Annotated in this window: 26 protein-coding genes; 11 read left to right on the top strand and 15 right to left on the bottom strand. The window is 65.9% G+C overall.

All coding sequences use genetic code 11. The features are described from left to right. Positions 1-16: 16 nt before the first annotated feature. Positions 17-931: an amidohydrolase family protein gene (locus BM115_RS12020; protein WP_092293969.1), complete on the bottom strand. Its 915-nt coding sequence runs from the start codon at positions 929-931 to the stop codon at positions 17-19. 20 nt (positions 932-951) lie between these two features. Next, positions 952-1,854 (bottom strand): amidohydrolase family protein, encoded by a 903-nt coding sequence (locus tag BM115_RS12015; protein WP_092293967.1) that lies wholly within the window; start codon positions 1,852-1,854, stop codon positions 952-954. A 363-nt stretch (positions 1,855-2,217) separates the two neighbouring features. Between BM115_RS12015 and BM115_RS12010 the strand changes: the two genes are divergently transcribed. The 4 genes from BM115_RS12010 to BM115_RS11995 are packed head-to-tail and all read left to right on the top strand — an operon-like array spanning position 2,218 to position 6,886. Continuing rightward, positions 2,218-4,203 (top strand): arylsulfatase, encoded by a 1,986-nt coding sequence (locus BM115_RS12010; protein WP_092293965.1) that lies wholly within the window; start codon positions 2,218-2,220, stop codon positions 4,201-4,203. A gap of 13 nt (positions 4,204-4,216) precedes the next feature. Next, positions 4,217-5,242 (top strand): formylglycine-generating enzyme family protein, encoded by a 1,026-nt coding sequence (locus tag BM115_RS12005; RefSeq protein WP_092293963.1) that lies wholly within the window; start codon positions 4,217-4,219, stop codon positions 5,240-5,242. Continuing rightward, positions 5,235-6,017, top strand: a complete 783-nt coding sequence (locus tag BM115_RS12000) for a MetQ/NlpA family ABC transporter substrate-binding protein (protein ID WP_092293961.1) — start codon at positions 5,235-5,237, stop codon at positions 6,015-6,017. The genes BM115_RS12005 and BM115_RS12000 overlap by 8 nt, the downstream gene beginning before the upstream one ends. Continuing rightward, positions 6,011-6,886 carry a YkgJ family cysteine cluster protein gene (locus tag BM115_RS11995; protein ID WP_092293959.1) on the top strand — a complete coding sequence of 292 codons (876 nt, stop codon included), beginning with the start codon at positions 6,011-6,013 and terminating at the stop codon, positions 6,884-6,886. Before BM115_RS12000 ends, BM115_RS11995 begins: the two co-directional genes overlap by 7 nt. Positions 6,887-6,916: 30 nt before the next feature. Here BM115_RS11995 and BM115_RS11990 read toward each other — a convergent pair whose 3' ends face one another. Beyond that, entirely contained in the window at positions 6,917-7,825 is a 909-nt protein-coding gene (locus BM115_RS11990) for a LysR substrate-binding domain-containing protein (protein ID WP_092293957.1), read from the bottom strand. A 150-nt stretch (positions 7,826-7,975) separates the two neighbouring features. On the opposite strand from BM115_RS11990, the gene BM115_RS11985 reads away from it, so the two are divergent. Both BM115_RS11985 and BM115_RS11980 read left to right on the top strand, forming a co-directional pair. Next, positions 7,976-8,998, top strand: coding sequence for a DUF1338 domain-containing protein (locus tag BM115_RS11985; RefSeq protein ID WP_092293955.1), 1,023 nt, complete (start codon positions 7,976-7,978; stop codon positions 8,996-8,998). Between the two features lie 68 nt (positions 8,999-9,066). Then, entirely contained in the window at positions 9,067-10,626 is a 1,560-nt protein-coding gene (locus BM115_RS11980; RefSeq protein WP_092293953.1) for a M20/M25/M40 family metallo-hydrolase, read from the top strand. Between the two features lie 24 nt (positions 10,627-10,650). On the opposite strand, the gene BM115_RS11975 is transcribed toward BM115_RS11980, so the two are convergent. Further along, complete coding sequence (locus BM115_RS11975) at positions 10,651-11,364, bottom strand: GntR family transcriptional regulator (RefSeq protein ID WP_092294381.1); 714 nt, start codon at positions 11,362-11,364, stop codon at positions 10,651-10,653. A gap of 182 nt (positions 11,365-11,546) precedes the next feature. Here BM115_RS11975 and BM115_RS11970 point away from each other — a divergent pair, with 182 nt between their 5' ends. From BM115_RS11970 to BM115_RS11955, 4 genes are all read left to right on the top strand, one after another. Next, positions 11,547-12,263 carry an alpha/beta fold hydrolase gene (locus BM115_RS11970; RefSeq protein WP_255370785.1) on the top strand — a complete coding sequence of 239 codons (717 nt, stop codon included), beginning with the start codon at positions 11,547-11,549 and terminating at the stop codon, positions 12,261-12,263. Continuing rightward, positions 12,260-13,531, top strand: coding sequence for an iron-containing alcohol dehydrogenase (locus BM115_RS11965; protein ID WP_092293950.1), 1,272 nt, complete (start codon positions 12,260-12,262; stop codon positions 13,529-13,531). The genes BM115_RS11970 and BM115_RS11965 overlap by 4 nt, the downstream gene beginning before the upstream one ends. Positions 13,532-13,670: 139 nt before the next feature. Further along, the gene (locus tag BM115_RS11960; RefSeq protein WP_092293948.1) at positions 13,671-15,050 is read left to right on the top strand and encodes an MFS transporter; all 1,380 of its coding nucleotides are present in this window, start codon (positions 13,671-13,673) and stop codon (positions 15,048-15,050) included. 129 nt (positions 15,051-15,179) lie between these two features. Then, positions 15,180-15,986 (top strand): fatty acid hydroxylase, encoded by an 807-nt coding sequence (locus BM115_RS11955; RefSeq protein WP_092293946.1) that lies wholly within the window; start codon positions 15,180-15,182, stop codon positions 15,984-15,986. 21 nt (positions 15,987-16,007) lie between these two features. Here BM115_RS11955 and BM115_RS11950 read toward each other — a convergent pair whose 3' ends face one another. The 4 genes from BM115_RS11950 to BM115_RS11935 form a co-directional block, all read right to left on the bottom strand. Then, complete coding sequence (locus tag BM115_RS11950; RefSeq protein ID WP_092293944.1) at positions 16,008-16,544, bottom strand: dihydrofolate reductase family protein; 537 nt, start codon at positions 16,542-16,544, stop codon at positions 16,008-16,010. A 77-nt stretch (positions 16,545-16,621) separates the two neighbouring features. After that, positions 16,622-16,963, bottom strand: coding sequence for a YciI family protein (locus tag BM115_RS11945; protein ID WP_092293942.1), 342 nt, complete (start codon positions 16,961-16,963; stop codon positions 16,622-16,624). A 216-nt stretch (positions 16,964-17,179) separates the two neighbouring features. Further along, a complete protein-coding gene (locus BM115_RS11940) occupies positions 17,180-17,956 on the bottom strand; it encodes an aldolase (protein WP_092293940.1) in 777 nt (258 codons plus the stop codon). A 52-nt stretch (positions 17,957-18,008) separates the two neighbouring features. Then, positions 18,009-19,007, bottom strand: coding sequence for a Bug family tripartite tricarboxylate transporter substrate binding protein (locus BM115_RS11935; protein WP_092293938.1), 999 nt, complete (start codon positions 19,005-19,007; stop codon positions 18,009-18,011). A gap of 146 nt (positions 19,008-19,153) precedes the next feature. Between BM115_RS11935 and BM115_RS11930 the strand changes: the two genes are divergently transcribed. Beyond that, on the top strand, positions 19,154-19,750 hold the full coding sequence (locus BM115_RS11930) for a helix-turn-helix domain-containing protein (RefSeq protein WP_092293936.1): 597 nt from the start codon (positions 19,154-19,156) through the stop codon (positions 19,748-19,750). An 81-nt stretch (positions 19,751-19,831) separates the two neighbouring features. Here the strand turns inward: BM115_RS11930 and BM115_RS11925 are convergent, their stop codons facing one another. Genes BM115_RS11925 through urtA form a run of 7 tightly spaced genes read right to left on the bottom strand, consistent with a single transcriptional unit; the run spans position 19,832 to position 26,321 of the window. Beyond that, on the bottom strand, positions 19,832-20,146 hold the full coding sequence (locus tag BM115_RS11925; protein WP_092293934.1) for a zinc ribbon domain-containing protein: 315 nt from the start codon (positions 20,144-20,146) through the stop codon (positions 19,832-19,834). Between the two features lie 37 nt (positions 20,147-20,183). Further along, positions 20,184-21,416, bottom strand: a complete 1,233-nt coding sequence (fmdA, locus tag BM115_RS11920) for a formamidase (RefSeq protein ID WP_092293932.1) — start codon at positions 21,414-21,416, stop codon at positions 20,184-20,186. A gap of 52 nt (positions 21,417-21,468) precedes the next feature. Further along, positions 21,469-22,158 carry an urea ABC transporter ATP-binding subunit UrtE gene (gene urtE, locus BM115_RS11915; RefSeq protein WP_092293930.1) on the bottom strand — a complete coding sequence of 230 codons (690 nt, stop codon included), beginning with the start codon at positions 22,156-22,158 and terminating at the stop codon, positions 21,469-21,471. Between the two features lie 30 nt (positions 22,159-22,188). Then, positions 22,189-22,932, bottom strand: coding sequence for an urea ABC transporter ATP-binding protein UrtD (urtD, locus tag BM115_RS11910; RefSeq protein WP_092293928.1), 744 nt, complete (start codon positions 22,930-22,932; stop codon positions 22,189-22,191). A 12-nt stretch (positions 22,933-22,944) separates the two neighbouring features. Then, positions 22,945-24,072, bottom strand: a complete 1,128-nt coding sequence (gene urtC / locus BM115_RS11905) for an urea ABC transporter permease subunit UrtC (RefSeq protein WP_218158027.1) — start codon at positions 24,070-24,072, stop codon at positions 22,945-22,947. 19 nt (positions 24,073-24,091) lie between these two features. Further along, entirely contained in the window at positions 24,092-25,006 is a 915-nt protein-coding gene (urtB, locus tag BM115_RS11900) for an urea ABC transporter permease subunit UrtB (protein WP_092293926.1), read from the bottom strand. 34 nt (positions 25,007-25,040) lie between these two features. Further along, positions 25,041-26,321, bottom strand: coding sequence for an urea ABC transporter substrate-binding protein (gene urtA / locus BM115_RS11895; protein WP_092293924.1), 1,281 nt, complete (start codon positions 26,319-26,321; stop codon positions 25,041-25,043). Positions 26,322-26,324: the final 3 nt, after the last annotated feature.

Genomic DNA, 26,324 nt, shown 5'->3' with positions numbered 1-26,324 from the left:
GAGGGTCAGGGCGACGTCAGCGCGTGCTGGCGTAAGTGTCCTTGAGCCGCGCCTGCGCTTCCTCCTGGGTCTTGGGCGGCGCGGTCGGCTCGATGCCGACCAGCCGGGCGATGTTGTTGCCCATGTAGCCCTCCAGCCCGTCCTCGTCCAGGTCCATGCCCTGCGGGGCGGGCCCGCACAGCATTTCCAGCTCGCGCAGCCACATGCCGGGCTCGTTGGGCGGCGTATCCGTGCCGAACACGATCTTGTTGCGCGGCAGCTGCCGGGCGAACTCGACAATGCGCGACTGGAAGCACCAGCCGGACTCGCAATACACGTTCGGCGTGTCCATCGCCATCCAGAACGCCTCGAACGAGTAGTTGCCGCCGGTCTGGATGCCGAAGTGCCCGATGATGAAATTGACCATGGGGAACTCGCGGATCACCGGGTAGAACATCGTCGGAATCGTGTACGGGCCATCGCCGGTATGGATCAGCACCACGATGTTGTACTTGGCGCAGACCTTCATCGCCGGGCGCAGCCAGTCCAGCGCGCGGTCCGGCCGGTAGCCGTGCATGTTGGCGTGCAGCTTCAGCATCTTGAAGCCGTATTCCTTGATGTGGAACTCCAGCTCCTGCGCGCCTTCCTCCGGGCCCCAGCGCGGGTTGAAGGTGAAGTTGCCGATGAAGCGGTCCGGGTACTTCTGGCACAGGCTGGCCACGTAGGCCATGTAGTCGCGGATGCCTTCGCGGCCGCGGCGGTTGCCGTCGCGGTAGCCGGTGTTGCCCGGCGGCGGCTGGATAAAGCCCATGTCGATGCGGCGCGGCTTGCCGTTGATCATGTAGGGGCCGTCCATCATCTTGAGCAGGCGCTCGCCGGTGAAGGGCTCGCCGGTGTGGCGCCAGGCTTCGTCGACGAGGTTGGTCGGGTGCAGGTGGGTATCGATAATCATGTGTGGCTCCGGGTGCGGAATCAGGCGGCCAGGCGGGCGCGGGCTTCCTCGAGCGTGCGCGGCACGGGCGTGGGTTCCAGGCCGATCATGCGGGCGACGTTGTTGCCGAGGTAGTCCTCGAGCGTGTCCTCGTCCAGGTTCAGGCCCTGCGGCGGCTCGAAGCAGAGCACCTCCAGCAGGCGCAGCCACATGCCGGGCTCGTTGGGCGGGGTATCGGAGCCGAACAGGATCTTGTGCTTCGGCAGCACCTTGGCGAACTCGACGATGCGCGACTGCAGGCACCAGCCGGACTCGCAATACACGTTCGGCATGTCCATGGCCATCTGGAACGGCTCGAAGCAGTACACCCCGCCGGTCTGCACGCCAAAGTGGGCCATGATGAAGTTCACGGTCGGGAACTCCTTCATCATCGGCACCCACTCGGTGGGAATGCTGTACGGGCCGTCGCCGGTGTGCAGCTTGACCAGCACGCCCAGCTCGGCGCACTTCTGCAGCGCCGGGCGCAGCCAGTCCAGCGCGCGGTCGGGCCGGTAGGCGTGCATGTTGGCCTGGAACTGGACCATCTTGAAGCCGAGCCGCTTCACGTAGTGCTCCATCGCGTTCACGCCGTTCTCCACGCCGCAGCGCGGGTTGTAGACGTAGCAGCCGATGAAGCGCTCCGGGTACTTCTCCACCATCTCGCGCGTGTAGCCCATGTACATGTCGATGGACTCCGCGCCGCTGCGCTCGCCGTCGGTGTACGTGTAGATGGTGTTGCCCTGGGGCGGCTGGATGAAGGCCTTGTCGATGCGGCGCGGCTTGCCGTTGATGGTGAACGGACCGTCCATCATGCGGATCAGGCGTTCGCCCGTGAACGGGTCGCCGTCATGCCGCCAGGCCAGGTCGACCAGGTTCGTCGGATAGCAACTGGTGTCGATGATCATTGAGATCCCCTAACGATGACTCAGGTGGAAGACGTGCATGCCGGCGTTCGGGGACGCTGGTCATGCCGCTTGCGGGAGTCGTGTCAGGGGGCGGGTGCGGCTGGATGCATGGCGCCACTGACGAACGACTCCGTCAGTGAGCAATCTCCAGTTGAACGGGGCGGCGTTGCGCCGCTGGTGTCCAATCGACCGCTTATACCCACGCGTTCGTTATACAGGATAGCCGGCGCCGCGGCGGCATTGATCTGGAACGCAGATCCATATATCGGCCGGGCCGATGAAGCTTATGCGAAACAATTCGTTCGGGCGCGGGGAACGCTTTCTTAGGATGGCGCTCCTTCCCGTCAAAAACGAGCGACGCGCATGACAACAAGAACAGCAGCTCCCCGAACCCCCGTCAGCCGGTTCCCGCAGTTCCGCCGATCGGCCGCCTGCCTGGCCGCGCTGGCCCTGGCCACCCTGGCGGCTGGCTGCGGCAGCGACGGCGACAGCGCCGCCCAGACCCCGGTGGCCACCACGCCGCCGCCCACGGTCCAGAAGAAGCCGAACATCATTTTCATCATGGCCGATGACCTCGGCTATTCGGACCTCGGCGCCTTCGGCAGCGAGATCCGCACGCCCAACCTCGACGCGCTGGTGAAGCAGGGCCGCATCCTGGCCAACCACCACACGGCGGCGGTCTGCGCGGTCACGCGCTCGATGATCATCTCCGGCACCGACCACCACCTGGTGGGCGAGGGCACCATGGCCACCAGCGATGTCAACTACATCGACGAAAACGGCAAGCCGGTGCCCGGCTACGAGGGCTACCTGAACGACCGCGCGCTCTCCATCGCCCAGCTGCTCAAGGACGGCGGCTACCACACCTATATGGCCGGCAAGTGGCACCTGGGCAGCGGTCTGCCCAACGCCACCAACCAGGGCGCGGCGGTGGGCGCCAGCTCGCCGGGGCAGACGCCGGTCTCGTGGGGCTTCGAGAAGAGCTACGCGCTGCTGGGCGGCGGCGGCGACCACTACGGCCGCAACGGCAGCACGGCCTATGTGGAGGACGACCACTACGTCACGCCGAACACCACCAACTTCTTCTCTTCGGACTTCTACACGTCCACGATCATCAAGTACATCGATTCCAGCACCGGCAAGAACGCGGACGGCAAGCCGTTCTTCGCCTACCTGACCTACCAGGCGCCGCACTCGCCGCTGCAGGCCCCGGCGGCCTATATCGACCGGTACAAGGGCGTCTACGACGCTGGCTACGAGCCGATCCGTGCGGCGCGGCTGGCGCGCCAGAAGGCGCTCGGGCTGATTCCGGCGGACTTCACGCCGAACCCGGGCCGGGACGAGACGGTGGCCGTCACCCCGCGCACCGCCAACTGGGGCACGGCGCAGGCCAACTACGTCAGTTCGACGAACAGCGCGGCGCAGGGCGGGGTGGATACCCGCGTGATGAACGCCAACAAGAAGTGGGATAGCCTCACCGCCGACGAGAAGCGCGCCCAGGCCCGCTACATGGAGATCTTCGCGGCGATGGTCGAGAACCTCGACGACAACGTCGGCCGGCTGGTGGCCCACCTCAAGGACATCGGCGAGTACGAGAACACGCTGATCGTGTTCCAGTCCGACAACGGCCCGGAAGCCAGCTACTACGAGTTCAGCGGCAACTACGACCAGAACTACGACGCCAAGAACGCGGCGGCGGCGGTCTACCCGACGCTGGGCACCACCGCCTACACGGGCAGCAGCAATCTCGACTACGGCCAGCGCTGGGCGGAAGTCAGCGCCACGCCGTTCCGGCTCTGGAAGTCGTTCCCGGCCGAGGGCGGGCATTCGGTGCCGACCATCGTCAAGCTGCCGGGCGCGGTGCCTGCGGCGCAGTCGCCGCAACTCAACGCCTTCACCCACGTGGTGGACCTGGCGCCCACCTTCCTGGAGCTCGCCGGCATCGCCGCGCCCAGCACGCCGGCCGCGCCGCTGTACGACGCCAAGGGCGTGAACCGCAACGCCGGCAAGGTCGTGTACGACGGGCGCAATGTCTACCCGATCAGCGGGCTGTCGCTGGTGGCCACGCTGCAGGGCAAGGCCACGGCACCGGCACGTACCACCTTCGCCGAGGAGCTGTACGGCCGCACCTATGTCTATAGCGACAACTGGAAGGCCACGTGGATCGAGCCGCCGTTCGGCCCGGCCCATGGCGAGTGGACGCTCTACGACATCCGCGCGGACCGTGGCGAGACCAACGACCTCGCCGCCCAGCGTCCGGACGTGCTGGCGGACCTCAAGGCCAAGTGGAACGATTATGCAAAGGCGGTCGGCGCGGTATTGCCGAAGGTGCCGGGCATGATCTACTGAGGCGGCGGCGACCATGCGTATTGCATCCCGGCCGCTGGCGGCGGTCGCCGGCTTGGCCTTCGCTGCGGGGCTGGCCGTCACGGTCGGCGTGCGCGCGGTGCCGGCCATCACCGGGACTACCGCCTCGCCGCTCGGCAGCGCGCGCCAGTGCCAGACCTACGCCGGCCTGCCGGACGGCTGGCGCCGGGAGCGCACCGCCGGCATGGTCCACGTGCGCGGCGGCAGCTTCGTACCCGGCACCACGCTCGGCTACCCGGACGAGCGTCCCGCCGGCACGGCGCGCGTGGGCGCCTACTGGATCGATCGCACCGAAGTCACCAACGCCCAGTTCGCCGCCTTCGTGCAGGCCACCGGCTACGTCACGGACGCCGAGCGTGCCGGCGAGGCCGTGGTCTTCCACAAGCCGAGCGATGCCGAACTCCAGCAGCGCCCGTACGCGTGGTGGTCGATGGTGCGCGGCGCGGACTGGCGGCATCCGGGCGGGCCGGCCACCGACGTCGCCGGCAAGGACAACCAGCCGGTGACGCTGGTCACGCAGGCCGATGCGCGCGCCTACGCGCAATGGCTCGGCCGCGACCTGCCCACCGAGGACGAATGGGAGTTCGCCGCCAAGGCCGGGCAGGACGGCGCCGGCCTGGAAACCGCGCCGAAGACCCCGGACGGCACGCCCACCGCCAACTACTGGCAAGGCGTGTTCCCGGTGCTCAACACCTCGCAGGATGGTTTCGACGGGCTGGCGCCGGTCGGCTGCTACGCGGCCAACGCGTGGGGGCTGCACGACATGATCGCCAATGCCTGGGAATGGACCGCCGACCCGTACACCGGCCCGCGCCAGTCGCACGCCAACGGCGACACGGCGGCGGTGGCGGCGGCCACCTCGCGCCAGCGGCGCGACGCCCGCACCGCCGTGATCAAGGGCGGCTCGTTCCTGTGCGCGCCGGATTTCTGCGTCCGCTACCGCGCCTCGGCCCGGGAACCCGCCGAGCGTGACCTGCCGACCTCGCACATCGGGTTCCGTACGGTGCTGCGCGATGGCTGACCGCTTGGGGCGATTCGCCCTCTCCATATTGCTGGCGATGATCGCCGTCACCGCCCGGGCGGACGATGCCCCGCGCGTGGTCCGCCTTGGCGTGGCGACGGACACCGACCGCGCGCTGATCGAGGCAGCGGCGCCCGCCGGCCTCGCTCAAGGCGTGCGGCTCGAAGCCGTGGCGTTTGCCGATGCCGGCAAGGCCGCCGCCGCGCTGGCCGCCGGCCAGATCGACGGCTCCGTGGCGCAGGACGCCCAGGTGGTGGCCGCCAACCCGCAGGTCTGCGCCGCCGGCTACACGGTGACTTATCCGATGGGCCTGTACGCGCAGCAACTCGCCGCGCTGCGCGAGGTGCCGGTGGGCGGCGTGGTGGCGCTGCCGGCGGACCGCGCCGGGCAGGGGCGGGCCTTGCTGCTGCTGCAACGCTATGGGCTGGTGCGGCTCGATTCGGCGGCGGGGCTCACGCCGCGCCCGAAAGACATCGTCGATAACCCGCGCAAGCTGCGCTGGCACACGCTGCCGGCCGCGCGGCTGCCCGGCGCGCTGCGCACGAGCGCGCTGGTGGCCATGCCCTATGCGACGGCGGCCAGCGCCAACCTCGCCCCGGCGCGCGACGCCATCGGCATGGAAGACGCCCGCGTGCCCTGGGCCAATGTGCTGGCCGTGCGCGCTGCGGACTGTGGGGCGGGGTGGGCCGGGGCCACGGTGGCCGCGCTCCACGCCCCGGCTGTCAAGACCTTCATCCTGGCCCGATTCAACGATTCCGTGCGCCGGCCATGGTAGAGGGCGCCACGCTGTCGTTCGACTGCACGGCCTGCGGCAAATGTTGCAACTCGCCACCGCTGATGAGCCTGCCGGAGCTGTTCCGCCATGCCGACCGCTTTATCGGCGCGCTGGCGCTGCGGCGCATCCGCCCGCCGGTGGCCGGCACGCGCCATGCCGTGGCGGGACGGGTGGTGGAGGTGGGGGAGGAAGACGTCGCGCAGTTCCACGCCATCGCCCGCCGGCAGGGCCATGCGCTGCCCGGCGGGGAATATCTGGTCCTGATGACGCAGGCCATCGACTATCCCTCGGCTGGCCGCTGCCCGGCGCTGGCCGACGACAACCGCTGCGCGATCCACGCCGACCGGCCCGCCACCTGCGCGATGGTCCCGCTCGACGCCTGGGTGCCCGACGGCCTGCAACAGGTGGCACTGGCCGCCAAGCAGCCCGGTGGCGCGCAGTATCTGGGTGCTGATTGCATCACTGTGGGGGCGTCCCGCCCGCTGGTGCAGGCGCGTGAGGTGGTGGATGCCGGCTATCGCGCCGCGCTGGCCCGCCGCCGTGACGCCGAGGCCGAGGACAAGCGCGACTGGGGCGACGCGGTGTTTCGCCTGTTGCTGCCGGAATTGCTGGGTCCGCGCGGCGACCTCGCCGCGATCCCGCCGGACGGCCAGCGCACGCTGTCGCTGGCCCCCGTACTGGCCGTGCTGGCCGCCAATGGGGCGGATGCCCGGGCGCGCTGCCTAATATATATAGGGGCCCAGCGCGCCGGCATCGCCGCCAGCGTGGCCCGGGCCCTTGCCCGGCGCCAGCCTGCCGACAAGCCGACCACGGCCCTGCTGCGCGGCTTCGACACCGCACTGGCAGCGCTGGCCAGCCGGCTGGGTTAGCCGCAGCCGGGTCCGGGCGGTCAGGACGGTTCAGGGCTCGCGCGCCGCGTCCGGCGAGAGGCCCAGCACCCAGTCGCGGAAGGCATCCAGCGCGGGCGCGTGGGGGCCGTCCTCCGGATAGGCGAAGTAGTAGCCCTGGCTCACGTCGAGCACCCGTTCCACCGGAATCACCAGCTGGCCGGTCTCCAGTTCGCGCTCGATCAGCAGGCGCGGCGCCAGCCCGATGCCCAGCCCGGCCGCCGCGGCGGCCGTCATCATCGTAAACAGCTCATAGCGCGGCCCGCGCGCCGCCGCCACGCTGTAGTCCCAGCCCTGCACCGCGTACCAGTCGCGCCACGCCTGCGGGCGCGTGCTCAGGTGCAGATGGCGGCAGTGGGCGAAGCCCTCGGCATCGGCCAGCGCATGGGCCGCCCGAAAGGCGGGGCTGCACACCGGCACCATGCCGCCTTCCCGGAAAATCACCCCGCCGCGCGTGCCCGGCCAGAACTGGTCGCCGAAGTAGATCGCCGCGTCGTAGGCGCAATCCTGGAACGAGAAGGGCTGGGAGCGGGCGCTCAGGTTGACCGTGATCTCGGGGTGCAGCCGGGCGAAATCCGGCAGGCGGGGAATCAGCCATTGCGTGGCGAAGGTCGGCACCACGGCCAACTCCAGCGTGTAGCCCTGGGTGCGGCCGGCGCTGATCTCCTGGGTGTCCCGTTCGATATGGTCCAGATGGCGCCGCACGCGCGCCGCGTACTCTCGCCCGGTTTCGGTCAACTCCAGCCGGCGCCGCACCCGGGTGAACAGCGCCACGCCGAGCCGCTGCTCGAGCAGCGCTACCTGCCGGCCGACGGCGCTCTGGGTGAGCGCGAGTTCGTCGGCGGCACGGGTGAAGCTGCCCAGCCGGGCGGCGGCCTCGAACGCGAGCAGCGCGTTCAGGTTGGGGATGTCCTTTCTCATGGCGGGCGGGGGCAGGGTGGGGCGGCAGGGGGAGAGTATAGCGACGCGGACATCGTGCGCGCGGCGCACAACGTTGTGAGCATTCGTCGCTTGTGACCCGCCCGGCGCTGCCGCTATGCTGCGGCGCAACCCCACCGTGACCACGTCCCCATGAATTCGAACATTGCCAAGCTGCTCAATGCCAACCTGGGCGCGGCCCGCGCCGCCCACCTGCTGACCCTGGTCACCATGCCCGAAGGGCTGCCGGCCGATATCGAGGGCCGCGCCACGCGCGCCGAGATCGCCCAGGCGCTCAACGTCGTGCTGTTCGGCGACATCCTGGACCGCGTGCCCACCGGCCGCGCCTACACGGACGACGTGGCCCGGGCCGGCGGCAAGGTCACCTTCGACCACGGCGCGCTGCGCACGGTGAAGTGGGCGAGCGGCGCGCTGCCCGAGGGCGAGGCTGCCTTCACGCGCATCCTGCGCCCGCTCGGCTACGTGCTGAACGGTACCTATCCGCTGGACCGCATCGGCATGACCGGCCGCTCGTACGCCCATGCCGACGCCCCCGAGCAGATCGCCCAGTTCTTCCTGAGCGAGTTCCACCCGGAGCGCGAGCGCTACGGCGACGCCTTCCGCGCCGCCGTGACCCGCGTGACCGAAGCCTCCATCGATCCGCTGACCCCGCGCGCCCAGACGCTGCTATGGCAACTCGAACGCGACGGCCTGCTGGCCGTGGCGGATGGTGCCGAACTGGTCGGCCTGCTAGCCCGCTGCTTCGCCCGCCAGCACCCGGCGCCGCGTCTGGAAGACTACGAGACCCTGCTCCAGGAATCGGCCGAAATGGCGTGGATCTCCACCGAAGGCAACGCCTTCAACCACGCCACCGACCGCGTGGCCGACGTCTTCGCCCTGGCGGACGCCCAGAAGGCCCTGGGCCGTCCGATGAAGGAAAAGGTCGAGGTCTCCGGCAGCGGCCGCGTCAAGCAAACCGCCTTCCGCGCCGACCCGGTGACGCGCGAGTTCGTGGGCGCTGACGGCGAGACGGTGACGCGCCAGGTGCCGGGCTCGTTCTATGAGTTCATCACGCGGGACAGCTTCGAGGACGAAGCCGAGGCCCGCCGCAAGGTGGACCTCGGGTTTGACGCCGGGAACGCGCAGGGCATCTTCAAGATGACGGCGGCGGCCTAGGGGGCTACGGCGTAGAATCCAAGCCAAGCAGTACGGTACCCCTCCTCAAAAAAATCCAAAAGGACAAGATGAGAAACGCCTTCGCCCCCTGCCTGACCCTCCGCCTCACTCTCTGCGCGGCTGCCATCAGCCTGTCCAGCCTGTCCAATCTCACAGCACACGCGGCCACCCTGGCACCCGAAGCCGCGCAGCAGCAGGCGCAGGCGAGCTACCGCGAATATCTGGACCTGCTGAGCATCCCGAATGATTCGGTGGCGCCCGAAGATATCCGGCGCAACGTGGCGTGGCTCGAGCAGGCATTCCGCAAGCGTGGCTTCACGACCCAGCCGCTGGACAATGACGGCAAGCCGATGTTGTTCGCGGAGTATCCGGGCAAGCAGGCGTCGCGCAAGACCGTCCTGTTCTATATGCACCTGGACGGCCAGCCGGTCATCCCTTCCCAATGGGCCCAGAAGAGTCCGTGGAATCCTGTGCTGAAGAAGAAGGGCGCCAATGGCGATTGGGAGGAGATCGACGTCGCCAACCTGTTCTCGGGGGCGGTGGACCCGGAGTGGCGCGTCTTCGGCCGTTCCTCGTCCGACGACAAGGGGCCGATCATGATGCTGCTGGCGGCCATCGATGCGATGAAGGCGGCCGGCACGCAGCCCGCTGTCAATATCAAGGTGATCCTGGACAGCGAAGAGGAGAAGGGTTCGCCCTCCATCGGCAAGGTGATGCAGGCCCATCGCGACCTGCTGGCCTGCGACGGCATGATCATCCACGACGGGCCCATGCACGCTACCAATCGCCCCACACTGATCTTCGGCAACCGCGGGGCAGCGAAGGCGAAGATCACCGTGTTCGGTCCGAAGGCGCCATTGCACAGCGGTCACTACGGCAACTACGCGCCGAACCCGGCGCTTCGGCTCGCGAGCCTGCTGGGTTCGATGAAGGACGAGAGCGGTCGCGTCACCATTCCGGGCTATTACGCCAAGGTCCGTCTCGGCGATGCCGAGCGCAAGATCATGGCTGCCGTGCCTGACGACGAGAAGGCGCTGAAGACCCGTATTGGCATCGCCCAAGCGGAGAAAGTCGGTGCCAATTATCAGGAGGCGCTGCAATACCCGTCGCTGAACGTGCGCGGCATGGCCGCCGCCGCGGTCGGTGACAAGGTCGCCAATATCGTGCCGGACAAGGCCGAGGCCGAACTGGATCTGCGTACCACGCCGGACTCCGATGCCGCGTACCTCGGCAAGCTGATCGAGCAGTACATCGTCAAGCAGGGCTACCACCTTGTGAAGGGCTCGCCGACCGACGAGGAACGCGCGCGCTACGACAAGCTGGCGAGCTTCTCCTACCAGAGCGAAGGGGCGGATGCGGCGGGCTCGCCGATGGACTCTCCGGTCGCGAAATGGGCGTACCAGGGCATCACCGGCACCTTCGGCACGAGCCCGGAGCCCGTCCGCATCCGCATGATGGGTGGCACCGTGCCGACGGCGGAAATCGTGAATGTACTGAAAGTGCCGTTCGTGATCGTCCCGCTCGTCAACGCCGATAACAACCAGCATGCCGCGAACGAGAATCTTCGTCTCGGGAATTATGTCAACGGCGTGCGGACGCTCTACGGGCTGATGACGGCACCGTTCTGAGTCAGGCTTTCGCTACGGGGGGCGCTATCGATGGTCCCCCAGCACCGTCGCGCGCGTAAATTCCTCGATGTTGTCCAGCAGCGCATCGAGCGCCTCGCCGGCGCCATCGACATCGCCGCGCGCAATCGCCGAGGCCACGGTGGCGTGCAGCTTCGACATCGTTGGCAGGTCCGCCGCCTCCTTGTAGTGGAGATACCAGAAGCGGCGCGACAAACCGTGCATCAGCCGCATCGACCCTTCGGCAAACTCGTTACGGGCGGCAACCAGACATAGTTCGTTGAACTCCCGGTCCGCGCGCACAAAGGCGACGTCGTCGCCGCTACGGGTTGACTGCTCGAATTCTTTCGCCAGGCGCTTGAAGTGATCGCGCTGCTCGGCCGTGGCGCGGCGTGCGGCGCAGCGGCAGATCAGTCGTTCCACTTCGCGGCGCGCCTCCAACAGGCGAAGCTGCTTGGCCACGTCCATTGGCGCGATCAGCAGGCCGCGCTGCGGCAGCACCATGATCAGGTGTTCGCGCGCCAGGCGCTGGATCGCCTCCCGGATCGGCGTGCGGCCGATTCCCGTCATCTCGCTGAGCTGCAACTCCGACACCGAGCTGCCCGGCGCCAGCTTCATCGTCACGATCGCTTCTTCCACCTGCTCGTACGCCATGTCGGTCAGCTTGCCGCGCTGGCCTGGGGTCTCTTCAGGCTCTTGTACTGGCGCGGAACGGGCGCGCGTGGCGGGTTTTGAGGTCATGGCCGAGGTCAGGATGCACGGAAAACCCATTGTATATGAGTCGTACGCATCTTCTGTACACGGTGGATTTCGCCCTTGCTTCCCGTCGGCTTTCTGCTACTATCCTCCTAATATATTAGATGTGTACCGGAGGCGGCATGGCGAACGAGGATGTCGTTGTCGTGGGGAAGGGGCCGATTACCGTGGTCGCCGTACATGGTATTCAGGGCACGCGGGGCGCCTGGCTGTCGCTGGCACACCAGTTGGCCGATCAGTGCACGTTCATCCTGCCGAACCTGCCCGGGCGAGGGCGGGCAAGTTCGCCCATCAGCGAGCGCGACTGCTCGCTGGACGCCTACGCCCGCGTGTTGAGCCGGGCGATTGACACCCATGTCGACGGGCCGTTCGTGCTGGCTGGATGGAGCATGGGGGTCTCGGTGGCGCTGGCGTATCTGGCACAGGCGCGCACGATGACCGCCTGGCCGTTGCCCACCGAACTGCTGCTGGTCTCGGGCACGCCGCACCTCGACGCAGTGGCGTGGTTCACCCCATCGTCACCGGATGCGCTGCTGGCAGCCATCGCGGCACGCGAGCAACGGCTCGGGCTGCGCGAGGCAGCCGACCATCGCACCGTGGCGTGGACCTGGAACGCCATCCGGCGGACGGATCAGCGTGGCGAGTTGGCCCACATCGCGTGCCCGGCGCTTGTCATCCATGGCAGCGAGGACGCCGACTGCCCGCTCAGTCACGGCGCGATGCTGGCCGACGGGATCCCACGCGCCGAGTTGCTCGTCCTGCAGGGCGCCGGCCACAGCGTGCTGACCGAGCGGACCGACGCCATCGCCGCGTATCTGCGCCAGCAATGGCCCATGCCGCCGGCAGCGCAGGGACACAGAACATACCCACAGGAGACAGCATGAGAGTGGAGGACCTGATCTATTTCTGCGCACCAGCGCGCCTGATCATGGGCGCCGGCAGCCGTGCGCAGTTGCCGGCGCTGCTGCAGCGGCTCGGCTATCGCCGTGGCCTGCTGGTCACGGATACGTTCTTCACCTCTGCCACGCCATGGGTCGATGAACTCGTCGCTGCCGCACGCGCGCACGGCGTGGAACTGCTGATCTATGACGGCGGGCTGCCGGATCCCACGACCACGCTCTGCGACACCGCTACGGCAGCCCTCCGCGCGCAGCTCGACGGCGTGCCTGTCGATCACGTCATCGCCATCGGCGGCGGCAGCAATATCGATCTGGCCAAGGCGCTGTGCCTGACGCTCCCCGCCGGCAACCCGGTGCGGGATTTCATTGGCATGATCGACAGCGCCACCCCCATCCTGCCGATGATTGCGCTGCCCACCACCGCCGGCACGGGCTCCGAGGCCACGCCCGGGGCGATCCTCGTCGATCCGGAGAACGCCACCAAAGTTGCCGTCATGGACAACCGGCTGAGGCCCGCCGTGGCATTGATCGATCCCGAGTTCACCTACACCTGCCCGCCGCGCGTCACGGCCGATGCGGGCATCGATGCGCTGACGCACGCGGTCGAGTCATACTTGACGCTCGACTCCGCCAGTTTCGACCGGGGCGGGGACGCTGACCCCGGCTACAGCGGCCGCAATGCCCTGACGATGTTGTTCGCGCATGAATCGATCCGGCTGTGCAGCCGGTATCTGTTGCGCAGCTACCAGCGCGGCGACGACACCGAAGCGCGCATCGGCATGAGCCAAGCGAGCCTCTATGCCGCGTTGTCATATGGCAGTGCCGGCCTGAACGCGGTGCATGGCATTGCCTATGCCGTCGCCGGGCTGACGCATCGCTCGCACGGCACGACCAATGCAGTGATGCTGCCTTACGTGCTCGACGCCCTGCGCGACGTGCGCAGTGACGAGATGCTTGCCGTGGCCCGGCTGTTTGGGATCGAAGACACCGACCCCGATTCGGCCGTGGCGCGCCTCCCCGTCCTGGTGCGCGATCTGGTCCGTGATCTGGGCATCCCCACAACCCTGCAGCAGTGCGGCATCGCGCAAGACGACCTGGCGGCGCTGGTGAAGGACGCCCTTGGCGTGACGCGCCTCGCCAAGGCGTTTCCCGTGCCGGACGTGCCGGCGCGCTATGCCGCCATCGTCCAGCATGCCTGGCACGGCGATCTCTCTGCCGAAGCCCCGCACATGGCCCCGCGCCGCGCGGCATAGCACGACATTTCCGATGGACCGAACGTTGCCGCTTCGCACGGCATGCCGTAAACCATAACTTGAACATCAGCGATGTCCAACTAATATATTACGAAAGCGCGCCGGCAAAGAGCGCGATTCACCTACACAGGAGACAACCATGGATATGTCAGCAGGCGCCCTCAGGCTGGAGGCCGGCGTAGCGGCGCGGCTGGAACGATTGCCAATGACGGGCTACCAGCGCTCGTTGTTCGGCATCATCGCCACCGCGTGGTTTTTCGATTCGATGGACCTCGGCCTCATGACGTTCGTGCTCGGTTCGATCAAGGCCGAGTTCGGCCTGACCGCCGCGCAGGCCGGCATGCTCGCCAGCTCAAGCTTCCTGGGCATGTTCCTGGGCGCGGCCATCGCCGGCCTGCTGGCGGATCGCTTCGGCCGCAAGCCCGTGTTCCAGGTCAGCATGATCTTCTGGGGCGTGGGCAGCCTGATGTGCGGGCTGGCGGACAACGTGACGACGTTGATGCTCTACCGCGTCCTGCTTGGCTTCGGCATGGGCATGGAGTTCCCGATCGGCCTGTCGATGGTGTCCGAAATCGTGCCGGCCAAGAGCCGGGGCAAGTACGTTGCCATCCTGGAAGGGTTCTGGCCGATCGGCTTCATCGCCGCCGGCGCGATGACGTACTTCCTGCTGCCGATGATCGGCTGGCGCGGGATCTTCATCGCACTGGCCGTGCCGGCCGTATTTGTATTCGTGGTGCGTCGGATGGTGCCCGAATCGCCGCGCTGGCTCGAAGATGTGGGCCGCAAGCGCGAAGCCGACGCCGTGATGGCAGGCATCGAACAGCGTGTGGAACGTGCCTGGGGCCGCGCCCTGCCGCCGGTCGCGGCGACCTACCGGAGCCCGCAGCCGACAAACCGGAAGGCGCGCTTCATGGAACTCTGGTCAGGCCCCTACGCGCGCCGCACGATCATGCTCTGGTCGGTCTGGTTCTTCGCGCTGCTCGGCTATTACGGGCTGACCACCTGGCTCGGGGCGCTGCTCCAGCAGGCCGGCTATGCGGTGACGAAGTCCGTGCTCTACACGGTCTACATCTCGCTGGCGGGCATTCCCGGGTTCATGTTCTCGGCATGGCTGCTCGAGAAATGGGGCCGCAAGCCAACCTGCGCGCTGATGCTGCTCGGCAGCGCCGTCGCCGCGTATGCCTATGGCCAGGCGGCGGTGCACAAGGTGCCGGTGGAGCAGCTCATTGCCGCCGGGCTGTGCATGCAGTTCTTCCTGTTCGGCATGTGGTCAGTGCTCTACGCCTACACCCCGGAACTCTATCCCACGCGCTCTCGCGCCACCGGCTCGGGCTTCGCCTCGTCGATCGGCCGAATCGGTTCGCTGGCGGGCCCCTACCTGGTTGGCGTGCTGCTGCCGGTGACCGGGCAGGGCGGGGTGTTCACGCTGGGAGCGCTGTCCTTCGCCGTGGCAGCCGCGATGGTGCTGATGCTGGGCGTCGAAACACGCGGCAGGGCACTGGAGGAAGTCTCTCAATAACGATTTCGCCGCGCGGCCCGCGAGCCGCGCCCTGACAGCGCCCCTGTGCGACAGGGGCATTTTTTGGATCGCCGTCTTTTTATATCCAACTGATATGTTAGTGCGGCGGACTTTACCGGAGATGCAATCATGATGACTGAACGCCAACGCCAGTTCAGGGAGCAGTACAAGGCCGACATCAGCCCGCTTTACAACGGGGTGCTGCACATCACCGTGATCTACGGCGTGGGCATCGCCGCGCTGTACTGGGCCATCCAGCACCTGCACGGCGTCACATGGGAATGGACTTTGATCCTGCCGGTGTTCCTGGCCGGGAATTTCGTCGAATGGTTCATGCACCGCTACGTCATGCACCGCCGGATCGACGTGTTCGCGCTGCGCGCCATCTACGAGCGCCACACGCGTCAGCATCACCAGTACTTCACCGACCAGGAAGCCACGATCGATACCACGCGCGAGTTCCGCATCGTGTTCTTCCCGTGGCGCGTACTGGCGACGCTCGGCGTGGGTGGCGGCGGGCTGGGCTATCTGGCGTCCCTGATCTTCAACGCCAACGCCGGCTACTTCGTCTTCATCACGATGGTGGCGCAGTACCTGATCTACGAGACGTTCCACTACTGCTGCCATGTGCATGACAACTGGTTCGTGCGCAACATGCCGTTCGTCAACACCATCCGGCGCCACCATACCGCCCATCACAACATGGGCATCATGATGAAGTACAACATGAACCTGACGTTCCCGATCGCGGACTACATCATGGGCACCTCGGACCTGCGCCGCGGCCTGATCGGGCACCTGTTCAACGGCTACAGCGAGGCGCACGTCAAGGAAGAACTGAAGCCGGTCATCCAGAAATTCCGCACAGACCATTCGCGGGTGACGCTCGACGGCCCGCTGCTGGACGACGAGGAGCGCCGCGCGATGGCGGCTTGACTGCCGGGCCGCTCCCGGTAATCAGCGCAATACGCGATAGGTCGACTGCACCAGGCCGGATGGAAAGTGCCGGCTTGACTCGAGCGCCAGACTTACGTCTTGCGGCAGGGCGCCGAACAACGGTATGCCGGTCCCGATCAGCACCGGGACCGTAGTCACCACCATGTCAGCGATCAAACTGTCGCGCAGGAACGACTGGACCACCTGGCCGCCGTCGACATAGACGCGGCGCACGCCTTCGCTCGCGAGTTGCGCCATCGCGTCCGAGGGCGTGCAGTTCGAGAAGCGCACCTTCCCCTGCAACGCTTCCGGCACCGGCGTGCCGGCCAACTGACGGGATAGCACCAGCACCGGTCTGTCGTAAGCCCATTCCCCCATGGTGAGGACCTTTTCATAGCTCCCCCGGCCCATCACGATCGCATCCTTGTCGGCGATGAAGCTCGCGTAGCCATGGTCTTCCGAGGGGTCGTCCCGCTCCAGAAGCCAACCGATATCGCCATCGGGACGGGCGATAAAGCCATCAAGGCTGGTGGCAATAAAGACGTGTCCTGTAATCATCAATCACTCTACTGTTCTATCAAGAATCGATGGAGGTTGACTGCCCTGGCGAACCCCGTGGGTACGGGCCTTGCCCGTCAGCTCTCCGGGTCATACCCAAACTCGCGGAGTTCCTGCGAGCAGCGGCAAGCTTTGGCGATCTTAGCGGCCCACTGGATGGCGGCTTCGCGCGATGGAAGCTCCAGGACACAGAAGCCGCCGTCGAACTCCTCTGTCTGGGGATAGGTCTCGTTTGTGACCGCGCCGTCTGAAGCGACCATGAGTGGTGCGACATTATCGTTGATACCACCACCGAACACGTACACGCCTGCGGCCTTCGCCTCGCGTATGACCTCGCGCGCAGCTTCGCCCACGGCGGCCAAATCCTCGGCGGGGACTGCCATCGCCCTTGCAGGAAAGGAGATCAGGTATTTCGCCATTGTTCGGTCCCTCGTTTGACGATGTACGGCAGAGTATGCACCTCTTGCCTGCGCCGTTACTCACGATATACGACTGTCTTTGCCCTTGAACGATGGAATGCAAAAGCACAGCCACCGTTTGCGCACGGGGTCCGGATGGCGTGACGGTGGCGTTTCTCCAGCCGCCCCGGAAACCGCCGACGATCCGACGAAACGTTGAACGGCCGCGCCTCCGCTTCAATCCGCCGGCAGTTCGCGACGGGCGCGGCGGGAATAGTAGGCGAACGTCGCTTCGAACCGCTTCTGGGTACTCACCCAGCGTTGCGCTTCACGACCCAGTTCTGGCGGAATCGGCTGAATCTCGCCTGCCGCCATTGCCAGGAGCTGCAGGCGCGCGGCGCGTTCAAACATCACACCCAGCACGCAAGCTTCTTCCACCGACGCACCAGCAACCAGAAGGCCGTGGTGTGACAACAGGATCGCCTTCTTGTCGCCGAGTGCCCTGGAGATGATCTCGCCTTCTTCATTGCCAACCGGGATGCCGGGCCATTTCCCGAGGAATGCCGTCTGGTCGTAGAGGACGCAGGTGTCCATATGGGAGATGGTCAGGGGAACCTCGAGCATGGCAAGCGCAGAGGCATGCGGCGCGTGGGAATGAACGATGCAGTTCAGGTCCGGACGCGCGCGATACAGCCAGGAATGGAAGCGGTTGGCAGGGTTCGGCATGCCGTTTCCGGAAAGCACTTCGAGATCCTCATTGACGAGCAACAGGTTGTCCGCGGTGATTTCATCGAAGCCAAGACCCAGGCGCTGCGTGTAGTACGTGCCGGGCGCCTCGGCCCGCGCGGTGATCTGGCCCGCGAGCCCGGAATCGTGACCGAACGCGAACAGGACTCGGCAGGTTTCCGCGACGGCCTCGCGCAGGGGCATCTTGTCAGCCCGGAGTTCCGTCTGCATCGTCTTGAGCGAAGCGGCGACGATCTCGCTTTTGCTCATTTGCATTGTGTCAGCCATGGTGTGTCCTTTCTGGGATGTGCTGGAGAGTATGGTGAGTAAGAAGCGGCTTTTACTTTGTCTTGTCGGCCGCGCCGAGCAGCGCCGACCATCGCTGATTCTCTTCTTCGATCAGCTTTCGGAATTGTTCAGGCGTCGAGGCCATTGGCTCGGTCCCTTGAGCGACCAGCGTGGCCTTGAACTTCGGATTTGCCGTGACGGTGCCTACCGCCGCATTGAGCTTCTTCACGATGGCGGGGTCGAGTCCCGCTGGTCCGATCAGCCCAGCCACCGAGCCTGACACCAGCGTCGGGAACCCCAGTTCGGTAGTCGAAGGAACCTGGGGTGCAGTGGACAGCCGGCGCGGATTCGCTACGGCGAGCGCGCGAAGCTTGCCCGAGGTGACGAACGGCATGACTTGAGGTGTCGCCTCAAAAGTCATGTTCACCTGTCCCGATACGACATTGGTGACGGACTCGGCGCCGCTCTTGAATGGCACATGGAGAAACTCGATTCTTGCCGCGTCCTGAAGCACGCGCATCCCTTGATAAGGCGAGCTACCGACGCCAGCGGTTCCAACGCTCACGGAATCTGGTTTGCGCTGGGCAAGCTTGATGAGATCGGCGAGCGTATTTGCCGGGACATCGGCACCCACCACGACCAGATGCGGTGTTGAGCCCACCAGGGAGATGTAGGTGAAGTCCTTCGCGCTGTCGAAGTTGACCTTGATGTCCGTGTGAGGATTGACGGCCAGGATGCCGACCGTGGTGAACATCAAGGTGTAGCCGTCCGGCCGTGCGCGCCGGACAAAGTCCGCCGCAATGTTCCCGCCCGCGCCCGGACGGTTTTCCACAACGATGGATTGACCGAGTTGCTCGGAAAGGGCCTTACCCGTGGCGCGGGCCACGAGGTCTGTAATGCCTCCCGCGCCAAACGGGACGACCAGGGTAATGGGCTTGTCGGGAAACTCTGCCGCGTGACCGGCAAGGGGTGCACTCAACAGTACGGCAGCGGAAAGGGTGACCACGAACGTCAGGTCACGACAGCGGGGGCGGCTGGGACTCACTTGCATTCTCCTTGGGGATGTCGGAAACAAGCGTGTCTAGAATGACACTAAAGTGTCATGTGTGCAACTGCGTTGTCGTGAAAACGTTCGACCCTTACAATTGCGGTCTGTGGAAGCGCCTGTGCAGGCGCTTTGGAACTTCGATCCCCGGGATGACGAAAAAGCAAGAAGTGAGCGCAGAGCCCGCGACGCCGGGCATTGCTGAGCGCCTGGCTGAGCTACGCAAGCTGAATAGCTTGACGCTTGAAGAACTGGCGCAGCGCGCATCGCTGACGAAGAGCTACCTGTCCAAGCTGGAACGGGGGTTGTCGTCGCCGACCATCGGCACCGTGCTCAAGCTGGCTGAAGCGTTGTCAGTGACCGTCGATCAGCTCATCTCCAGGTCATCGCGCGCCAACGAGATCCTTCACGTAAAGGCCGGCGACCGCATTCCGTTCAGTCCGTCTACCGAGCGACATGGCTACACCTATGAAGCGATTGCGGCGGAACGCCCGGACAAGGCCATGCAGCCGTTTATCATGCTGCCGCCCTTCACATTGGCTGAGGATCAACCGATGGCCAGCCACGCTGGAGAGGAGCTGATCTTCGTGGTATCAGGGCAAATGGAGGTGTTGTTCGATGGCCGCACCGTGCGCATGAGTGCCGGTGACTCGCTCTACTTCAATGCCTCGATTCCTCACAGATCGCGCTCGGTGGGCAAAGTCCAGGCGCAAGCGCTAGTCGTGGTCAGCGATCGCAGGAAGATTTGATATTGGGCACGGGGAGACCGTGCCTCAACGGCGCTGGACGCCCCAGCACGTTGGCCGCGCTGGGGTCAGTCCCTGTGCTGCTCAGTGCGAGATCATCCACGGCCTGCCGCTGGTGCTCTTGGCCACGTCGGGCCGGCCGGCGAGCTTCGGCTGCGCGCAGCACCCGCAACCGGATCCATGCCGCGATGATTCCTTCGGCGCAGCCGCGCTGCGTTCGTTGACCGCATGGGCGGCCCGCGCCGACGCCGCCATGCTGGCGAGCGCCGGCGCGGCCACGAGTGCCCGTTCCGCACCCATGCCGCAGGCGGGGCACATGGCAGGCGCATCGCGCCGGGCCATCGGCCGGATCAATGCAAACTCGCCGCAGTCCTTACACCGGTAGTCATAGGTAGGCATCGCCGCTCCGCTGGGTGGGTTGCAACATGGTGCCGGCTTAGACCACGTCTGGCGACAGTGGCAGATCCACGTCCCCCGCGATCATCCGCGTCGGCCCGCTGGCGCTGGGACGGATGTCGAAGTCGAAGATCTGGGTGGGCAACCACAGTGTGGCGCAGGCATTGGGAATGTCCACCACGCCACTGATATGCCCCTGCACCGGGGCGGTTCCGAGGATGGAGTACGCCTGCGCCCGCGAGTATCCGAACTTGGTCATGTACTCGATCGCATTCAGGCACGCCTGCCGGTAGGCGACCTGTACGTCCAGATAGTGCTGCTTGCCCGCTTCGTCGACAGAGATCCCTTCAAAGATCAGGTAGTCGTTGTAGTTCGGCGTGATGGGGCTCGGCTTGAAGATCGGATTGCGGATGCCGTACTTGGCCATGCCGCCCTTGATCAGCGACACGCGCATATGCACCCAGCCCGCCATCTCGATCGCGCCGCAGAACGTGATCTCGCCGTCGCCCTGCGAGAAATGCAGGTCGCCCACGGAAAGCCCGGCACCATCCACATAGACCGGGAAGTACACCTTGGCGCCGCGTGAGAGGTCCTTGATGTCGCAGTTGCCGCCATGCTCACGCGGTGGCACCGTGCGTGCCCCCGTGGCGGCGGCCTGGTCGCGCGCATCGCCCTGCAGCTTGCCCATGTGCGCCGTCGCCGCGAAGGGCGGATTCGCCAGCGGTGGCACGCGGTCCGGTTGCGTGGCGATAAAGTCCATCTCCCGCTTGTTCCATGTCTCGAGCATGGCCGGGTCCGGCAGGCAGCCAATCAGCCCCGGATGGATCAGCCCGGCGAAGTTCACACCGGGGATATGCCGCGACGAGGTGTACAGGCCGTGGAAATCCCAGATCGACTTCTGCGCCTGCGGGAAATGATCGGTCAGGAAGCCGCCGCCGTTCTGCTTCGAGAAGAATCCGTTGAAGCCCCACTGGCTGTCAGGCTTCGCGCCGATGTCGAGCAGATCCACCACGAGGAGGTCGCCCGGCTCCGCGCCTTCCACGCCCACCGGGCCGGTCAGGAAATGGACGATGGAGAGATCGATGTCACGCACATCGTCGGCCGAGTCGTTGTTCTTGATGAAGCCGCCGGTCCAGTCGTAGGTCTCCAGGATGAAATCCTCGCCGGGCTTGACCCAGCAGGCCATCGGGATATCCGGATGCCAGCGGTTGTGGACGTTGGGGTTCTCGTACGGCGATTCGGCCAGATCGACCTTGATCAGGGTATCCGTCATGACGTTTGCCTCCTGGTAGCGGGGAAGATGCGGTGAAGATGCGGGATTGCGTTCAGACCGACAGCAGTTGCCGGATGTGCGCCACATCCGTGCTGTGGCGCTGGGTCTCGTGCACGAAGCGGCCGCCTTCGATGACCAGCAGCCGATCGGCCACGTCCATCGCGAAGCTCAGCACCTGTTCGGAGAACACGATAGTGATGTCGCGCGTGCGCCGAATCTCGTTCAGCGCGCGCGCGATGTCCTTGATGATCGAAGGCTGAATGCCCTCGGTGGGCTCATCCAGCAGCAGCACCTTCGGGTTGCTCACCAGCGCGCGGGCGATGGCAAGCTGCTGTTGCTGGCCACCGGACAGGTTGCCGCCCTTGCGGCGCCGCATGTCGAACAGCACCGGGAACATCGCGAAGATCTCGTCCGGAATCCGCCGCACGCGGCTTTGCTCCATGCCGGTGAGGATGTTCTCCTCCACGGTCAGGTGCGAGAAGATCATGCGGCCCTGCGGCACATACCCGAGGCCGGCGCGCACGCGACGATAGCTTTCGTCGTGCGCCACGTCGCGGCCATCCACGGTAACCTGGCCCGAGCGTACCGGGAGCATGCCGATCATCGCCTTGAACAGCGTGGTCTTGCCCATGCCGTTGCGGCCCATGATGGCCACGGTTTCGCCTTGCGCTGCGGAGAAAGACACACCATGCAGCGCCTCGCTCTGGCCATAGTTCACCACCACGTTGTCCACGGAAAGCATGCGGGATTCTCCTTTGGCGAGTTGGCCGCGTCAGTGGCCGAGGTAGACGTCGATCACGCGGGGGTCGTTCTGCACCTGGGCCATCGAGCCTTCGGCCAGGATGCGGCCCTGGTGCATCACGGTGACCTTGTCGGCAATACGCTGCACGAAGTCCATGTCGTGCTCGATCACGATCACCGCGCGGCCCTTGCTGATGCGCTTGAGCAGGTCGGCGGTCAATTCGCGCTCGCGTACACTCATGCCTGCGATCGGCTCATCCAGCATCAGCAGTTTCGGGTCCTGCATCAGCAACATGCCGATCTCCAGCCATTGCTTCTGGCCGTGCGAGAGCTGCGCCGCCTCGCGCTCCAGGACATCGTCGAGCGCGATCTCCGCAGCCACCTCGGCCACGCGCTGGCGTTCCGCCTCGGTGGTGCGAAAGGTCAGTGCGCCCAGCACGCTGCGGCCGCGGGGGAACGAGACGGCCAGGTTCTGGAACACCGTGAGGTTCTCGTAGATCGAGGGCGTCTGAAACTTGCGCCCGACCCCGGCGCGTACGATCTGGTATTCGGGCAGGCCCGTCATCTCGCGATTGCGAAACTTGACGCTGCCGCCGCCGGCGCGCGTCTTGCCGCAGATCAAGTCGAGCAGCGTGGTCTTGCCGGCGCCGTTCGGGCCGATGATCACGCGGAGCTCGTCGCGGTCCACGTATAGCGTGAGGTTGTCGATGGCCTTGAAGCCGTCGAACGACACGGTCAAGTCCTCAACCGCCAGCATGAAGTCGGTATTGCTCATGATGTCTCCCGGTCAGGCCGTCTTGGCCGGCAGGGTTTCCGGCTTGGGCGGCTCGGTGGTGCGGCGGCGACGGCCGATGTACTTGGCGTAGAGCCCTGCCAGCCCGTCGGGAAACGCCACCACCACGCCGATGAACAGCGCCGCCATCAGGAACAGCCACAGATCCGGAAAGCTCTCCGAGAAGTAGGTCTTGCCGGCATTCACCAGCAGCGTGCCCCACACCGCACCCACCAGGCTCATGCGGCCGCCCACCGCGGCGAAGATCACCATCTCGATGGACGGTACGATGCCGACGAACGACGGCGACATGAACCCGACTTGCAAGGTGAACATGGCGCCGCCGATGGCCGCCAGCGCGGCCGCCAGGCAAAACACGAACACCTTGAACATCGACACGTCGTAGCCCGAGAACCGCACGCGGTCTTCCTTGTCGCGCATCGCCAGCAGCAGCACGCCGAGCTTGCTGCGCTGGATCCAACGGCACAGTGCGATGGCCCCGAACAGCAGCGCCACGGTGACGAAGTAGAGAATCAGCCGAGCGCTGTCGGTGCGGATATCCCAGCCGAGCAGCGTCTTGAGGTCGGTGATGCCGTTCACGCCGCCGGTATAGCCCTGTTGCCCGATGATCAGCACTGACAGAATGAGCGCCACCGCCTGCGTGATGATGGCGAAGTAGACGCCACCCACGCGCCGCCGGAACATCGCCACGCTGATGAGGAGTGCCAGCAGGGCCGGCACCACCACCACCCCGATCAGCGCGACCGGCAGATGGCGGAACGGCTCCCACCACCATGGCAGCGCCGTGAGCTGGTTCCAGTCCATGAAGTCGGGAATGCCCGGCGTGGACTGGATGGCGGTACTTTTGGCATCCGATGCCTCCAGCTTGAGGAACATCGCCATGGCATAGCCGCCGAGGCCGAAAAACACGCCCTGGCCCAGGCTCAGGACGCCGCCGTAGCCCCACAGCATCACCAGCCCCACGGCCACGAAGGCGTAGCTCAGGTACTTGCCGATCAGGTTCAGGCGGAACACATCCAGCGCAAGCGGCATGATCACCACCAGCACGAGCGCCAGCAGCGCGTAGCCGGCCCATGCGCCGCCTATGCCGCGCAGCCGTTGCAGTCGGGAAGAGTTGGACATCGTTTGTGCTCCTGGCATGTCAGCGCCGTACCGCCGGGGCGAACAGGCCCTGCGGACGAATCATCAGGATGGTCACGATCAGCAGCAGGGTCAGCACCCGTGCCATCGACCCGGTCATGAAGAACTCGGTGATGGACTGCATCTGCGCGATGCCGAACGCCGACGCCACCGTGCCGGCGAGGCTCGCTGCCCCGCCGAACGTGACCACAAGGAACGAATCGACGATGTACAGCGCGCCGCTGGTGGGGCCCGTGGAGCCGATCGTCGTGAATGCCGCGCCGGCCACGCCCGCGATGCCGCAGCCGATGGCAAACGTCAGGCGGTCGGTGCGCCGGGTATTGATGCCGGCTGCATTCGCCATCGGCCGGTTCAGCGTGGTGGCGCGTACGCGCAGCCCCCAGCGCGAGCGGTACAGCGCGAGCCAGACAAGCCCCGCTACACAGAGCGTGAGCGCCATCACGAACAGACCGTTGATGGGGATGTCGAGCCCGGGTGCGGGTGACCATGAACCCATCAGCCAGTCGGGCAGCGTGGGGCTGACTTCCTTGGGGCCGAAGGTGGAGCGGAACGCCTGCTGCATGCCGAGCGACAGGCCCCAGGTGGCGAGCAGCGTATCGAGGGGCCGCTTGTAGAGATGCCGGATCAGCGCCCATTCGGCCAGCCAACCCGCGCCGAACGCGATGGCGAACGCGGCGCAGATGGCGATGGGAAAGTAGTAGGGCATCCACGTCGGCGCCAGGCGCTCCACCGTGGTGGAGGCCAGGAAGATGACATAGGCGCCGATGGTCATGAACTCGCCGTGCGCCATGTTGATGACGCCCATCTGGCCGAAGATGATGGCCAGCCCGAGCGCCATCAGGAGCAGCACCGAGAACAGGCTCAGCCCTGCAAAGCCCTGCATCAGGCCGATGTTCAGCATGTCCGACACGTTCATGACTCTTACTCCGTGGATCGATGGGGCGGCGGGCTTACTGATAGCCCTTCGGGAACGGATTGGGCGGAATCAGTTGCGGCGACTCGGCCACCACCTTGAACTGGCCATCGAGCTGCGCCAGCCCGACGCGCGTCTTGCTCCACAGGTGATGATTCGTATCCACCTTGACGTAACCCTCGGGGGCGGACTTCAATTCGATGCCCGGCGAGGCCGCGACGACCTTGTCGATATCGAAGCTGCCGGCCTTCTCCACCGCGGCCTTCCACAGCCAGGGGCCCAAGTAGGCGGCCTGCGTGACATCGCCGATCACGGACTTGCTGCCGAACTTGCTCTTGAATGCATCGACAAACTGCTTGTTGTTGGGGTTGTCGAGCGACTGGAAGTACTTCATGGCCGCGTAGTAGCCTGCGATGTTCTCGCCGCCGATGCCGAGCACTTCGTCCTCGGTGACCGAGATGGTCAGCAGGAACTGCTTGTCGGCGGTAATTCCGGCCGCCTTGAGCTGCTTGTAGAAGGCAACGTTCGAGCCGCCCACGACGATCGCGTAGATGCAGTCGGGCTTGGCGACCTTGATCTTGTTGATCAGCGAGTTGAAATTGGTGTGGCCGAGCGGGTAGTACTCCTCGCCCACGACCTTGAGCTTGAGGAAGTTTTCGATGTGTTTGCGCGCGATCTTGTTGGATGTCCGCGGCCAGATGTAGTCGGAGCCAATCAGGAAGAAGCTCTTGGCGTTCTTCTGCTTGGCGGCCCAGTCGAGGCCCCAGATGATCTGCTGGGTCGCTTCCTGTCCGGTATAGATCACGTTCTTGGACTGCTCGAGGCCCTCGTAGAACGTCGGGTAGTAGAGCAGGCCATTCTCTTTCTCGAAGACGGGCAGCACGGCCTTCCGCGAGGCGGAGGTCCAGCAGCCGAACACGGCCGCCACACGGTCGTTGACCAGCAGCTTGCGGGACTTCTCGGCGAAGGTCGGCCAGTCCGAGGCACCGTCTTCCTTGATGACCTTGATCTTGCGGCCGAGGATGCCGCCAGCGGCGTTGATCTGGTCGATGGCGAGCTGTTCGGCCTGGATCGACCCGGTTTCCGAGATCGCCATGGTGCCGGTGGCCGAATGCAGCTGGCCGACGGTGACCTCGGTATCGGTGACGGCGAGCCGGGTGGTATTCACGGTGCCGGTAGGCAGATTGGCACCGTGGGCCTGCGCGGCCATGCCGGCCAGCGGCAGCGCGGGCAGGGCGGCAAGGCCCTGCATCAGCCGGCGGCGGGATTGGGAAGGCGGGGACCCGTTCTGTTCGTTATCGCTTTCGTTGTCACGCATGAT

This window comes from Cupriavidus sp. OV096 (genome assembly GCF_900115455.1).
Classification (GTDB): domain Bacteria; phylum Pseudomonadota; class Gammaproteobacteria; order Burkholderiales; family Burkholderiaceae; genus Cupriavidus.
This window is presented reverse-complemented; position numbering and strand designations above follow the sequence as displayed.

Bases quoted from the DNA above. Each gene is read 5' to 3' on its own strand.
- urtE (WP_092293930.1), bottom strand. From the start codon at position 22,158: ATGCTTTCCGTGGACAACGTGGTGGTGAACTATGGCCAGAGCGAGGCG.
- urtC (WP_218158027.1), bottom strand. From the start codon at position 24,072: ATGTCCAACTCTTCCCGACTGCAACGGCTGCGCGGCATAGGCGGCGCA.
- BM115_RS11975 (WP_092294381.1), bottom strand. From the start codon at position 11,364: ATGACCTCAAAACCCGCCACGCGCGCCCGTTCCGCGCCAGTACAAGAG.
- BM115_RS11985 (WP_092293955.1), top strand. From the start codon at position 7,976: ATGAATTCGAACATTGCCAAGCTGCTCAATGCCAACCTGGGCGCGGCC.
- BM115_RS11960 (WP_092293948.1), top strand. From the start codon at position 13,671: ATGGATATGTCAGCAGGCGCCCTCAGGCTGGAGGCCGGCGTAGCGGCG.
- BM115_RS12020 (WP_092293969.1), bottom strand. From the start codon at position 931: ATGATTATCGATACCCACCTGCACCCGACCAACCTCGTCGACGAAGCC.
- BM115_RS12010 (WP_092293965.1), top strand. From the start codon at position 2,218: ATGACAACAAGAACAGCAGCTCCCCGAACCCCCGTCAGCCGGTTCCCG.
- urtA (WP_092293924.1), bottom strand. From the start codon at position 26,321: ATGCGTGACAACGAAAGCGATAACGAACAGAACGGGTCCCCGCCTTCC.
- BM115_RS11925 (WP_092293934.1), bottom strand. From the start codon at position 20,146: ATGCCTACCTATGACTACCGGTGTAAGGACTGCGGCGAGTTTGCATTG.
- BM115_RS11955 (WP_092293946.1), top strand. From the start codon at position 15,180: ATGATGACTGAACGCCAACGCCAGTTCAGGGAGCAGTACAAGGCCGAC.
- BM115_RS11945 (WP_092293942.1), bottom strand. From the start codon at position 16,963: ATGGCGAAATACCTGATCTCCTTTCCTGCAAGGGCGATGGCAGTCCCC.
- BM115_RS12015 (WP_092293967.1), bottom strand. From the start codon at position 1,854: ATGATCATCGACACCAGTTGCTATCCGACGAACCTGGTCGACCTGGCC.
- BM115_RS11990 (WP_092293957.1), bottom strand. From the start codon at position 7,825: ATGAGAAAGGACATCCCCAACCTGAACGCGCTGCTCGCGTTCGAGGCC.
- urtB (WP_092293926.1), bottom strand. From the start codon at position 25,006: ATGAACGTGTCGGACATGCTGAACATCGGCCTGATGCAGGGCTTTGCA.
- BM115_RS11995 (WP_092293959.1), top strand. From the start codon at position 6,011: ATGGTAGAGGGCGCCACGCTGTCGTTCGACTGCACGGCCTGCGGCAAA.
- BM115_RS12005 (WP_092293963.1), top strand. From the start codon at position 4,217: ATGCGTATTGCATCCCGGCCGCTGGCGGCGGTCGCCGGCTTGGCCTTC.
- BM115_RS11930 (WP_092293936.1), top strand. From the start codon at position 19,154: ATGACGAAAAAGCAAGAAGTGAGCGCAGAGCCCGCGACGCCGGGCATT.
- BM115_RS11965 (WP_092293950.1), top strand. From the start codon at position 12,260: ATGAGAGTGGAGGACCTGATCTATTTCTGCGCACCAGCGCGCCTGATC.
- BM115_RS11940 (WP_092293940.1), bottom strand. From the start codon at position 17,956: ATGGCTGACACAATGCAAATGAGCAAAAGCGAGATCGTCGCCGCTTCG.
- BM115_RS12000 (WP_092293961.1), top strand. From the start codon at position 5,235: ATGGCTGACCGCTTGGGGCGATTCGCCCTCTCCATATTGCTGGCGATG.
- BM115_RS11980 (WP_092293953.1), top strand. From the start codon at position 9,067: ATGAGAAACGCCTTCGCCCCCTGCCTGACCCTCCGCCTCACTCTCTGC.
- BM115_RS11950 (WP_092293944.1), bottom strand. From the start codon at position 16,544: ATGATTACAGGACACGTCTTTATTGCCACCAGCCTTGATGGCTTTATC.
- fmdA (WP_092293932.1), bottom strand. From the start codon at position 21,416: ATGACGGATACCCTGATCAAGGTCGATCTGGCCGAATCGCCGTACGAG.
- BM115_RS11935 (WP_092293938.1), bottom strand. From the start codon at position 19,007: ATGCAAGTGAGTCCCAGCCGCCCCCGCTGTCGTGACCTGACGTTCGTG.
- urtD (WP_092293928.1), bottom strand. From the start codon at position 22,932: ATGAGCAATACCGACTTCATGCTGGCGGTTGAGGACTTGACCGTGTCG.